The sequence below is a fragment of the Klebsiella sp. JN_Kp127 genome (genome assembly GCF_040062505.1).
Taxonomy (GTDB): domain Bacteria; phylum Pseudomonadota; class Gammaproteobacteria; order Enterobacterales; family Enterobacteriaceae; genus Klebsiella; species Klebsiella quasipneumoniae.
This window is the reverse complement of record NZ_JBEAHS010000040.1, coordinates 35,050-47,308: the sequence shown is the minus strand read 5'-3', so window position 1 is coordinate 47,308 and position 12,259 is coordinate 35,050. Positions and strand designations below refer to the sequence as shown.

The following is a 12,259-nucleotide window of genomic DNA, read 5'->3' as shown; positions in this document are numbered from 1 at the left end:
GCAAACCCTACAAAACTGACTCATGTGGAGTAAAAGCAATGAAAACAAAGACAAGCTTGATCCTCACCGTTGCCGCCCTGGCGTTGTCCGGTTCCGCCTTAGCAGAAGTCAAAATCGCCCTCGTGGCGAAATCGCTGGGAAATGGCTTCTTCGAAGCCGCCAACGTTGGCGCCCAACAGGCAGCCAAAGAGTTAGGTGATGTCAAAGTGATCTACACCGGCCCGACCACCACTACCGCCGAAGCGCAGATCGACGTGCTGAACGGGTTGATCGCCCAGGGGGTGGATGCGATCGCCATTTCCGCTAACGATCCGGACGCGGTGGTGCCGGTGCTGAAAAAAGCGATGCAGCGCGGCATCAAGGTGGTCTCGTGGGACTCCGGCGTGGCGCCGGCAGGCCGCCAAATCCATCTTAATCCCTCCAATAACGCCTTAATTGGCGAGACCAACGTCAAGCTCGCCGCCGATGCGCTGAAGGCGCTGAACGTGGAGAAGGGGGATGTGGCAGTGTTAAGCGCCACTCCGACCTCCACTAACCAGAATATCTGGATTGAGGAGATGAAAAAGGTGCTGCCGCAGTATCCGTCCGTACACCTTGTCACGGTCGCCTACGGTGACGATCTGTCGGATAAAAGCTACCGCGAAGCGGTGGGCCTGCTGAAATCATATCCGGACCTGAAAGTCATTGTTTCGCCGTCATCGGTGGGGATTGTGGCCGCCGCGCAGGCGGTGAAGGACCAGGGCAAAATCGGCAAAGTGTATGTCACCGGGCTGGGGCTGCCGTCGGAAATGGCCGGCGCGATCAAGTCTGGCGCCAGCAAAAGTTTCGCCATCTGGAACCCGATTGACCTGGGCTACGCCGCCACCTATCTGGCCGACGATTTAGTCAAAGGCACCGCGACCAAAACCGAAGCCAGTATGGGCAAGCTGGGCAAAGTGAAGCTGGATGCCGAGGGGAATGGCGCGATGGCCGAGCCGTTTGTCTACGATGCGAGCAACATCGATAAGTTCTCGAAGATTTTCTAACCCTTGTTCCCTCACCCCGGCCCTCTCCCAGAGGGAGAGGGGCAACGACTGGCCCTCTGCGCGATGCGGCCAGCGGGCGCCGGACCGTTCCCTCTCCCCTTTGGGGAGAGAGTTAAGGTGAGGGGCGATTTTACGGAGAACTATCATGTCAGCATCAACGCCACTGCTGTCGCTGAAGGGGATCACCAAGATTTTTCCCGGTGTGCGTGCCCTTGAGAACGTACAGCTTGATCTCTGGCCCGGCAAAGTGACCGCCCTCATCGGCGAAAACGGCGCGGGGAAATCCACGCTGGTCAAAGTCATGACCGGTATTTATCAGCCCGAAGAGGGGGAGATCCTCTATAAAGCGATCCCCATTCATCTGCCGACGCCGGAATCGGCGCACAAGGTAGGGATCACCGCCATTCACCAGGAAACCGTGCTGTTTGACGAACTCTCGGTCAGCGAAAACATTTTCGTCGGCCAGTATCTGTATAAGGGGCTGTTCAAAACGCTCGACTGGCCCGCGATGCATCGCCGGGCTGGCGAGATCCTCGCCCGGCTTGAAGTTCTGATCGACCCGCGCGCCACGCTGAAAACGCTCAGCATCGCCCAACGGCACATGGTGGCGATTGCCCGGGCGTTGGCTTTCGACGCCCAGGTGGTGATCCTGGATGAGCCGACCGCCGCGCTCTCGCAACATGAAATTCTGGAGTTTTATCAGATCGTTGAGCGTCTGAAGCAGGACGGGAAAGCGATCCTGTTTATCTCGCATAAGTTCGATGAAATTTTCGAGCTGGCCGACTATTACACCATCCTGCGCGACGGCGTTTACGTCAGCTCCGGGGCGATGAGCGATATCACCGAAGAGCGGATGGTGTCGATGATGGTGGGCCGGGCAATCGACCAAACCTACCCGAAAGTCGACTGCACGCCCGGAGAAACTGTGCTGGAGGTAAACGATCTTTGTCATCCTACCGAGTTTGCCCACATCAGCTTCAGCCTGCGCAAGGGAGAAATTCTAGGCTTTTACGGCCTGGTGGGCGCCGGACGCACCGAGCTGATGCAGGCACTCTCCGGCGTAACGCATCCCTCCTCCGGCGAGATCCGGCTGAACGGCAGCCCCATGCGCTTTCGCCAGCCCGCCGACGCCATCCGCGCGGGCATCGTCTGCGTACCGGAAGAGCGGCAGAAACAGGGGGCGATCATCGCCCTGCCCATCGCCCAAAACATCAGTCTGCCGCAGCTCAGTAAGCTCAACCCTAACGGCGTCCTGAACGACGCCCGGGAATGGCGGCTGGCGGACGAGTACGCCTCGCGCCTGCAGGTTAAAGCCTTCAGCTGGCGGCAGCCGGTGGAGACCCTCTCCGGCGGCAACCAGCAGAAAGTGGTGATCGGCAAATGGCTGGCGACCCATCCCGAGGTGATTATCCTCGACGAGCCGACCAAAGGCATCGATATCGGCTCTAAAGCCGCCGTGCATCAGTTTATGTCCGAGCTGGTCAGCCAGGGGCTGGCGGTGATTATGGTCTCGTCAGAGTTGCCCGAAGTGATGGGCATGGCCGACCGGATTATCGTGATGCACGAAGGGCTGATGGTCGCCGAGTACCGGGCCGGGGAAGCGACGGCGGAAACCATCGTTAGCGCCGCCAGCGGCATTGGCCAGGAGGCAGCATGATGGGACACGCATGGCTGAAGCATCGCGAAGCGCTGCTGGCGGTGGTCATCATTTTGATGATCGGCGCCATTGGCAGCCGAGCGCCATCGTTCGTTTCACCGGGCAATCTGGTGGAGATGTTTAACGATACCGCCATCCTTATCATCCTCGCCCTCGGGCAGATGATGGTGCTGCTCACCAAAGGCATCGATCTGTCGATGGCCGCCAACCTGGCGCTGACCGGGATGATCGTCGCCCTGCTTAACGCCCACTATCCGGGTATTCCGGTGGTGGCGCTGCTGGCGCTGGCAACCCTGCTGGGCCTGCTGATGGGGGTGATTAACGGCCTGCTGGTCTGGCGCCTCGGCATTCCCGCCATCGTGGTGACCCTGGGCACCATGAGCATTTATCGCGGCATTATCTTTCTGCTGACCGACGGCGGCTGGGTTAACTCACATCAGATGAGCGCTGATTTCCTCAGTCTGCCGCGCAGCGCCCTCCTGGGATTGCCGCTGCTGAGCTGGTGCGCCATCGCCGCGCTGCTGCTGGTGGGTTATTTCCTGCGCTACAGCCGCACCGGCCGGGCCTTATACACCGCAGGCGGCAACGCGACGGCGGCGTACTACACCGGTATTAACGCCGGGAAAATGCAGTTCGTCAGCTTCTGTCTCTCCGGCGCGCTGGCCGGCTTCTGCGGCTATCTGTGGATCTCGCGCTTCGCCGTCGCCTATGTCGACGTAGCGAACGGCTTTGAACTGCAGGTGGTCGCCGCCTGCGTGATCGGCGGTATCAGCACCATGGGCGGAAGCGGACGGGTGCTGGGCTGCCTGTGCGGCGCGCTGTTCCTCGGCGTCATCAATAATGCCCTGCCGGTGATCGGCATCTCGCCGTTCTGGCAAATGGCGATTTCCGGGGCGGTGATCGTCATGGCGGTGCTGCTTAACGAGCGCGGCAATCGCGGTCACGGGCGGTTAATCCTGCGTAACGCGGCGCTAGCCCGGCAGAAACAGGGGGTGAAATCATGAGCAAGATGATGGTATCTGAAGAGATGAAAAACGCCCCGGCCGCGCCGTCGCCGCTGCGCCGCCTGCTGTGCTGGGAAGGGTTTTTACTGGCGGTCACCCTGGCGGTATTTATCGGCAACGCCCTGGCTTCCCCTTATTTCCTTAATATCTGGAACCTGTCGGACGCCACCTTCACCTTTACCGAGAAGGCGATCGTCGTCCTGCCGATGGCGATGCTGATTATCGCCCGGGAAATCGATCTGTCGGTAGCCTCGACGATGGCGCTCAGCTCAACGGTGATGGGCTTCTGCGCGGCGGCGGGGATGGATACGCCGCTGCTGGTATTGGTCGGGTTGGGCGTGGGTCTGCTGTGCGGCCTGTTCAACGGTATCCTGGTGACGCGTTTTAACCTGTCGTCGATCGTGATCACCATCGGCACCATGAGCCTGTATCGCGGCATCACCTATATCCTGCTGGGCGATCAGGCGCTCAACCACTACCCGGAGAGCTTTGCCTGGTTCGGCCAGGGGTACGTGTGGGGCGCGCTCTCTTTTGAGTTTGCGCTGTTTATCCTCCTCGCGGCCGCCTTCACCTTCTTGCTGCATAAAACCAACTTTGGTCGCCGGACCTACGCCATCGGCAATAATCCGACCGGCGCCTGGTACTCCGGGATCAACGTGAAGCGCCATAACCTGGCGCTGTTCGCGCTGGTCGGGCTGATGGCCGGACTGGCGGCGGTCCTGCTGACCTCACGGCTCGGCAGTACCCGCCCTACCCTGGCGATGGGCTGGGAGCTGGCGGTTGTCACCATGGCGGTGCTCGGCGGCGTCAATATTCTCGGCGGCTCCGGCAGCATGCCCGGGGTGATCATCGCCGCCTTTCTGATGGGGCTGGTGACCTTCGGCCTGAGCCTGCTCAACGTCCCCGGCATCGTGATGTCGGTGATTATCGGCGCGATGCTGATCGTGGTTATCTCCCTGCCGATTATGACCCGGCGGATGCTGCAGCGAAGACGATGTTAATTTCCCCTTCACCCTAAATCCCGGAGGCGGTGCTACGCACCTGTCCTGGCTACCGGCCTGCAGACGCCAGTGAACCTGTAGCCCGGGTAAGGCGCCAGCCGCGACCCGGGAGTGGGTGAAGGGAAACGGATTACCCAAATCAACATTAAGGAGAATTATCATGAGTTTTATGTTGGCACTACCCAAAATCAGCCTCCACGGCGCGGGCGCAATCGGTGATATGGTTAAGCTGGTGGCAGGTAAAGGGTGGGGTAAAGCGCTGATCGTCACCGACGGGCAGCTGGTGACGCTGGGCCTGCTGGACAGTCTGTTTTCCGCGCTGGATGAACAGCAGATGGCATATCAGCTGTTTGACGACGTGTTCCCCAACCCTACCGAAGCGCTGGTGCAGCAAGGCTATGCGGCGTACCAGGCGGCCCGCTGCGATTACCTGATCGCCTTCGGCGGCGGCAGCCCGATTGATACCGCCAAGGCGATAAAAATCCTCACCGCCAACCCTGGCCCCTCCACAGCCTATTCCGGCGTCGGCAAAGTGAAAAACGCTGGCGTGCCGCTGGTGGCCATCAACACCACTGCCGGCACGGCGGCGGAGATGACCAGCAACGCAGTGATTATCGATAGCGAGCGTCAGGTAAAAGAGGTGATTATCGACCCGAACCTGATCCCGGATATCGCCGTCGACGACGCCAGCGTGATGCTCGACATCCCGCCAGCCGTTACCGCCGCCACCGGCATGGACGCCCTGACCCACGCCATCGAGGCCTTTGTCTCCGTTGGCGCCCATCCCCTGACCGACGCCAACGCCCTCGAGGCCATCCGCCTGATCAACCTGTGGCTGCCGAAAGCGGTAGACGATGGACACGATCTGCAGGCCCGCGAGCAGATGGCGTTTGGCCAGTATCTGGCGGGCATGGCGTTCAACAGCGCCGGCCTCGGGCTGGTACACGCCCTGGCCCATCAGCCTGGCGCCACCCACAACCTGCCGCACGGGGTGTGCAACGCCATCCTGCTGCCGATCATCGAAAACTTTAACCGCCCGAACGCCGTGGCGCGCTTCGCCCGCGTGGCGCAGGCGATGGGTGTCGATACCCGCGGCATGAGCGATGAAGCCGCCAGCATGGAGGCCATCAACGCCATTCGCGCGCTGAGCAAACGCGTGGGGATCCCCCAGGGCTTCAGCCAGCTTGGCGTCAGCAAAGCCGATATCGAAGGCTGGCTGGACAAAGCGCTGGCCGACCCGTGCGCGCCATGTAACCCGCGCCCCGCCAGCCGCGATGAGGTCCGCGAGCTCTATCTGGAGGCATTATGATCCGTAAAGCCTTTGTCATGCAGGTGAACCCCGACGCGCACGAGGAGTACCAGCGCCGTCATAACCCCATCTGGCCGGAGCTGGAGGCTACGCTGAAAGCCCACGGCGCGCACCACTACGCCATCTATCTCGATAAAGAACGCCACCTGCTGTTCGCCACGGTGGAGATTGAGTCGGAAGCCCGCTGGGAGGCGGTCGCCAGCACGGAAGTGTGCCAGCGCTGGTGGAAATACATGCGCGAGGTGATGCCCAGCAACCCGGACAACAGCCCGCTGAGCGCGAAGCTCAAAGAAGTGTTTTATCTGGCGTGAACCCCCACGACGCCGGAGAGTACCTTCCCCGGCCTCCCGCCATGCGTGCTGGAGGCCGTTTCAACGGCGGTAATGCAAAACAGGGAACACGATCCTTTGCGCCCCCAGTTTTTCTCGCCCATCATCCGGGAAAAAGTACGTATTTGTCTTTATCCGCATCGGTAATTTCTCTTAATACCCGGCAAGGTACGCCTGCGGCAACCACATTCGCCGGTATGGAGCGATTGACCACACTGCCCGCGCCTATGACTGAATTCTGGCCAATCGTTACCCCGGGATTAATAATCACCCCCGTGCCTAACCAGACCCCATCTTCAATCACCACCGGTAATGAAAACTGTTGATGCGTATGGCGCAGCGCGGGGTGGATGGGATGCCCGGCGGTGGAGATAGTGACATTTGGCGCAAACATGACGTTATTGCCGATGATAATGTCCGCATCGTCGACCAGCGTGAGGTTAAAATTGGCATAAAAATTATCACCAATCGTCGTATGGATCCCATAGGCAATATTGATCGGCGGCTCTATCCAGCATTGTTCGCCGACCTTCGCGAACATGCGCTGAATAATATCGTTGCGCAATTCCTGATTAAACGGATGCGAATGATTATATTCATAGGCCCGCGCTTTACCCATCAGCCGCTGCTCCGGCAAACCATATCCTGCATCCAGGTAAAGCTCACCGCTGTTCATACGTTTTTTCATATCCATCATGACCTCTTCCTTCTCTGTCAGGCACCATCCTGTGCCACGGAATGTTGATAATTAAACCGTCATCGCATTATCGCGCAGCGGCTCAGTTTTCGTCTTACCCGCTAACGTAAACGCCGATATTAAAGTGACGGTGAGGGCAATACCGCCGAGGATCATATAAGTCTCCTGGAAACCAATCCGATCATACATATTCCCGGCGAAGGCGGAGAGGAAGATCGCCGCCACCTGCTTGGCGAACTGGAAGCCCACCAGGTAAATGGTCGCCGACAGCCGGACGTCAAACACGCCGGTAATATATTTAAAGGCGCCCACCAGCAGGAACGGCACCTCCAGCGCATGGAGCATTTTCAGCGCCACCACTTCCGCGGCGGTGGTGGCGAAGGAAGAGCCAATCATTCTTGCCGCCATCACCATCCCGGCAATCAGCAAGGTATTCTTCGCCCCGATGCGGTTAATAATCCACGGCGAGCTGAACATAATGATGGCGTTACAAATTTCTCCCGCGGTGGTGGCGAAACCAAAGGCACGGGTGCCTGCTTCCGGGGTCGCGAAGAACGATTTGAAGAAGGTGGCGAACTGCTGATCGAAAACGTCATACACGCAGGCCACGCCGATGACGTACAGAATAAACATCCACATCTTCCGCTGGCGGAACATGCGCACCGCCGTTTTTAAATCGATCGCCGGGCGATTGGCGCCGAGCGAGTCCATTACCTGCGCGGACTGACTGGCCTGCGGTTTGGCGATAGCCACCAGCACCACCAGCAGCAGCGCGGCGGCCGAGCCCATCCAGAACACCCACTCCGGGTTAACGCTGAACAGCATCCCCGCCGTGGTGGCGCACAGCGCCCAGCCCAGGCAACCAAAGGTGCGCGCCTTGCCGTATTCAAACCCGCTGTTGCGGCTTACCCGTTCGATATAGGCCTCCATCGCGCCGGCGCCGGCGGAGAACACAAAGCCAATGTAAGCGCCGCCGCTCAGCGCCCCGAGCCAGATATTGGTTTTCAGCAGCGGAGCGAAAACATAAAGGAAGAAGGGAGCAATCAACACCAGCAGAACGGTCACGATCCACATCAGGTGTTTTTTCAGCCCCAGCTTGTCAGAGATCACCCCGAGGATCGGCTGGAAACAGATGGCGAACAGCGACAGGCTGGAGAAAACGAGGCCGGTTTCGGTTTTATTCAGGCCGATGACGTCCGACAGCCAGATCGGCAGAAACGGAAAGCAGGTGGCCATGATGAAGAAGTAGAGAAAGAAGAACAGCCCGAAAATCCAGAAGTTGGGGTTGTTTTTGTGGGTACAGACGGTCGGGTTCATTATATTTTCCTCAAGAAGGGCCGCGGCGCGGCCCGGTACCATCACACGCGTTGCAGGCCAATCAGAATGGCGCTTTCCGGGTCGAGGATGGGCAGCGCCAACCCCGCCTGCTGTAGCCACTCACCGCTTACGGTCTGCGGCGTCGTCATCCATGCCGGCAGCTTCCGCATGGTGTGGCCGCCCTCGCCGGTGATCTGTATGTTCGGATGATCGAGGAGCGTCACCTGATAGCGGGCGCTCGCCTCCAGCCCCGCCAGGCGCAGCGGCGCCATCAGGGTGTAGTCCGGCATCGCCAGCTGGCTGACGAGGAAAATCGCCTGCGCTTTATCCGGGCTGACGACGCCATGGGCAAGGGTGGTGGCGTCCGGCATATCCATCCGCCACTGCACGCCGTGATGGATCACGTCGCGCCATTGCTTATGCAGGGCCGCGTATTTCCGGTACCCGGCGCGTTCTTCTTCATCGGCGCTCACCGGATCCAGCTCAAGCCCCATATGACCGAACAGCGCCGTCAGGCCGCGGAAGGCGATACTGTGCTGGCGGAAGGTGGCATGACAGTGGCGATTACCGATGTGCGCGCCCATCACCTCCGGCGGGAAGAAGTAGCTCATGCCGCGCTGGATGGTATTGCGTTCAAGGGCGTCATTGTTGTCAGAAGCCCAGAAGCGATGGCTGCGCTTGAGGACTTCATAATCGATACGACCGCCGCCGGAGGAGCAGGATTCAAATTCAATATGCGGGAAGCGGGCCACCAGCGTATCGAGCAGGCGATAGAACTGGCGGGTTTGCGCATCGGCGGCAGCTTTACCGTTATGCCCGGGCTGCACCAGCTCGCGGTTCATATCCCACTTCACATAATCCACCGCGTGCTCGCCCAGCAGCCAGCTCATCCGCTCCAGCAGATAATCAAAAGCTTCCGGAATATTCAGGTTCAGGACAAACTGATGACGCCCGGGAAGCGGCGTATAGCCCGGCAGCGCCAGCACCCAATCAGGGTGTGCCCGAAACAGATCAGAATCCGGGTTAATCATCTCAGGCTCCACCCAGATGCCGAACTCCATCCCCAGCGATTTCACGTGGTCGATAACCGGCGTCAGACCGTGGGGATATTTGTCCTCATCGAGATACCAGTCGCCAAGCGCCGCCCAGTCGTCGTTGCGTCCTTTAAACCAGCCGTCGTCAATGATAAAACGCTCCACGCCCAGCGCCGCTGCTTCATCCGCCATGCGCATGATGTAGTCCGGATCGTGGTCGAAATAGATCCCCTCCCAGGTATTGAGATGCACCGGGCGCGGCTTGTTGCCCGGGAAGCGAATGATCCGTTCGCGCAGATAACGATGGAACTGCTGGCTCATACCGTTCAGCCCGTTCGCCGAGTAGCTGGCATACAGGTACGGCGTCCATAAGGTTTCCCCTTCCGCCAGCGCCATTTCGCCAGGCAGATAGAGCGCCTCGGCCTGCAGATAGCGGCGGCCATCGGTTTTCACCTCCGCCCGCAGGCGATGGTTGCCGCTCCAGCCCAGATGCACGCCCCAGACTTCACCCTGCATCTCGCTAAAGGCGTTGCTGCCGGTGATCAAGGCCGGGAAATGTTCGTGAGAGGTACGCCCGCGGCGGTTCTCCAGCACAAAGCTGTCGTGCTCCAGGGTCAGGCGATGAGGCTGAAACTCGCGGATCCAGCGGCCGTGGAAAGCCATTACCTCGCGAGCGCGTTCGGCGACCGGCAGCGTGACCGCCAGGCGCTCCACCTGCCATGGGCTGGCGCGCAGATTGGTCACGCCATGGCGCACGCTCAGCACGCCGCTGCTATCAAGCTGGATTTCACTGCACAACCGCAGGCCGGCCTGCGGGTCTTCGCTGACCAGGGTCAGCGTCTGGCCCTCGTGCCGCACTTCGCTGGTGGCGAAAATCGGCGAGGCATCCAGCCCCTGGCGATGGCCTTCAATGCCCGGAGCGCCAAACAGACCGTGACCCAGCTCCGCCATTAAGGTGACCGGGGAATCGACGTCGAGGCGGCCATTGGCGACCGGCCGCGTCAGGCTGTCGGCATCCTGCGGCGAAAAGTGGCTTAAATGCGGCCCCCAGTAGATAATTTCGGCGAAAGGGTGGGTTTTGATCACCACGTCAGCCGCTGCGCTTTGCAGGCGTATAATCGAATCAGACATTAGACATCTCCACTTCAAGGAATGCCTTACTGTTGATCCGAAACGTTTCGGACGCCAACCAAAACGTTTTGGATCCGTGATCGAGTTCAGGAAATTAATCTGTGGAGAGCGGTATCAGGCGGTTTCGCCGGGGATGAATTCGGGCTGCCAGAGCACCTGGAGCGAGGCCAGATCCTCGCCGGCGATTAAGCGGCGGACCATCGTGGCTATCTGGCGTCCAACCCCCTGTCGGGTGGACTGAACCACTGCGCCTACCGGGGTGTCGATGATGCTGTCCTGCGGCAAACCGTCGTAGACCACCAGTGAGACGCGCTCGGCGCCGGTAAGACGCCCGAGCTGAGCCAGGGCCATCGCCGCGCCGTCGCCATGGGTGTTGCAGTCGGTGACAATCGCCGTTGGCGGTTCAGGCAAGCGCAGCAGCTCCATCGTTGCCTGAAACCCGCCGCGGCGGGTGGGCGGCACGCTGCGCAGCCAGGTTTCCGCCAGGCCCGCTTCGCGCAGGGCTTCCAGGTATCCGTTGCGCCGTTGGGTAATAAACGCCTGATTATTATTTTCACTCAGCAGCGCGATGCGCCGATGCCCCTGTCTAATCAGATGGCGGGTGGCGCGGTAGGTGCCCGCCTGGTTATCGAAATCAAACCAGGCGTAGGGCTGCGGCAGGCGGCTACGGCCCAGCGCGAGGAAAGGAAAGCCGGAAGAGAGCAGCTGAATCAGGCGCGGGTCGTCGTCCAGGGTATGCGCGACGATCAGCGCATCGACGCGACGGCTCTGCACCATGCGCATATACCCGTGCTTATCGGCCTGTTCATCATCGGCGATCAGCAGTAAATCAATCTCATAGCGCGCCAGTTCGTGGCTGATTTCTCCCACCATTTCGAGAAAGACGTTGTTATTCAGCGGCGCGGGGCGCACGGGGAACACGAGGCCAACGGCGTCGATTTTGCCCATTTTCAGGCGACGCGCGAACGTGTTTGGCCGATATCCGCGACGCTGCGCTTCAGCCTCGACGCGAGCACGGGTCTCCTGCGACACATCATCATAGCCGTTTAACGCGCGGCTGACGGTCGTAACCGAGATCCCAAGTTCTTTAGCAATGGCTTTCAGCGACATAGGTATGCCTGTCTTCGCGGAAGAATGCGGCTAGTGTCCCGCAATACGGCTATGGCGTCCAGCGAGAGCGCGACGCCCGCCGGTGCGATGTCAGTTTTGCTCAGCGATCAGCAGCGCCTGCGTATCCGGCTCCAGGGCCTGAAACACATGCTCCTGATCCGCCGGGTAGCAGATATAGTCGCCCTCGCCGAGCTCTTCCGGCGCCGACGTCAATCCTACCCGCGCGCGCCCCTGAGTGACGATAATATGTTCCACTGACCCTGGCGGATGCGGATGCGAAATGCGGTCGGCGCCGGGCTGGGTGAGCAGCAAATAGATGTCCCTACGCGCGCCGGGCGGGCAGGCGGCCAGCAAAATAGCCTGATAGTTCGCCTGCTCCGCCACCACTTTTGTCCCCTCGCCGCGGCGGATCACCTGCGTTTTGTTCACCTGCGGCTCAAGCAGCCGGGCAAATGGAATATCCAGCGCCACGCAGAGCGACCACAGCGTTTCCAGACTAGGATTACCGTTGCCGGACTCCAGTTGCGATAGCGTGGATTTGGCGATACCCGCCCGACGCGCGACTTCCGCCAGCGAAAGCCCGGTCCGCGCCCGCTCCCGCACCAGACTTTTGGCGATAACGCTGATTGGCTGTGTCATACCCGC

The 12,259-nt window shown here is 60.2% G+C and carries 11 protein-coding genes; 6 read left to right on the top strand and 5 right to left on the bottom strand.

Annotation, left to right across the window (positions count from 1 at the left end; translation table 11 throughout):
• The first annotated feature begins 38 nt into the window (after positions 1-38).
• From rhaS to rhaM, 6 genes are all read left to right on the top strand, one after another.
• Positions 39-1,025 carry a rhamnose ABC transporter substrate-binding protein gene (rhaS, locus tag ABLV04_RS15265; RefSeq protein WP_023291520.1) on the top strand — a complete coding sequence of 329 codons (987 nt, stop codon included), beginning with the start codon at positions 39-41 and terminating at the stop codon, positions 1,023-1,025.
• A 145-nt stretch (positions 1,026-1,170) separates the two neighbouring features.
• Complete coding sequence (locus ABLV04_RS15260) at positions 1,171-2,682, top strand: sugar ABC transporter ATP-binding protein (RefSeq protein ID WP_060591305.1); 1,512 nt, start codon at positions 1,171-1,173, stop codon at positions 2,680-2,682.
• Positions 2,679-3,686 (top strand): ABC transporter permease, encoded by a 1,008-nt coding sequence (locus ABLV04_RS15255; protein WP_072096694.1) that lies wholly within the window; start codon positions 2,679-2,681, stop codon positions 3,684-3,686. Before ABLV04_RS15260 ends, ABLV04_RS15255 begins: the two co-directional genes overlap by 4 nt.
• A complete protein-coding gene (locus ABLV04_RS15250) occupies positions 3,683-4,687 on the top strand; it encodes an ABC transporter permease (protein WP_032454468.1) in 1,005 nt (334 codons plus the stop codon). Before ABLV04_RS15255 ends, ABLV04_RS15250 begins: the two co-directional genes overlap by 4 nt.
• Before the next feature lie 160 nt (positions 4,688-4,847).
• Entirely contained in the window at positions 4,848-5,996 is a 1,149-nt protein-coding gene (fucO, locus tag ABLV04_RS15245; protein ID WP_180266329.1) for a lactaldehyde reductase, read from the top strand.
• Complete coding sequence (gene rhaM, locus ABLV04_RS15240) at positions 5,993-6,307, top strand: L-rhamnose mutarotase (protein ID WP_180266328.1); 315 nt, start codon at positions 5,993-5,995, stop codon at positions 6,305-6,307. The genes fucO and rhaM overlap by 4 nt, the downstream gene beginning before the upstream one ends.
• Positions 6,308-6,428: 121 nt before the next feature.
• Here the strand turns inward: rhaM and ABLV04_RS15235 are convergent, their stop codons facing one another.
• From ABLV04_RS15235 to ABLV04_RS15215, 5 genes are all read right to left on the bottom strand, one after another.
• Positions 6,429-7,022: a maltose acetyltransferase domain-containing protein gene (locus ABLV04_RS15235; protein WP_072414121.1), complete on the bottom strand. Its 594-nt coding sequence runs from the start codon at positions 7,020-7,022 to the stop codon at positions 6,429-6,431.
• A gap of 51 nt (positions 7,023-7,073) precedes the next feature.
• Positions 7,074-8,339, bottom strand: a complete 1,266-nt coding sequence (locus ABLV04_RS15230) for an MFS transporter (protein WP_023291509.1) — start codon at positions 8,337-8,339, stop codon at positions 7,074-7,076.
• Positions 8,340-8,380: 41 nt separating this feature from the next.
• On the bottom strand, positions 8,381-10,504 hold the full coding sequence (locus ABLV04_RS15225; RefSeq protein ID WP_180266327.1) for an alpha-galactosidase: 2,124 nt from the start codon (positions 10,502-10,504) through the stop codon (positions 8,381-8,383).
• 114 nt (positions 10,505-10,618) lie between these two features.
• Positions 10,619-11,614: a substrate-binding domain-containing protein gene (locus ABLV04_RS15220; RefSeq protein ID WP_050534184.1), complete on the bottom strand. Its 996-nt coding sequence runs from the start codon at positions 11,612-11,614 to the stop codon at positions 10,619-10,621.
• A gap of 90 nt (positions 11,615-11,704) precedes the next feature.
• Positions 11,705-12,253: a helix-turn-helix domain-containing protein gene (locus ABLV04_RS15215; RefSeq protein ID WP_002882865.1), complete on the bottom strand. Its 549-nt coding sequence runs from the start codon at positions 12,251-12,253 to the stop codon at positions 11,705-11,707.
• Positions 12,254-12,259 lie beyond the last annotated feature (6 nt).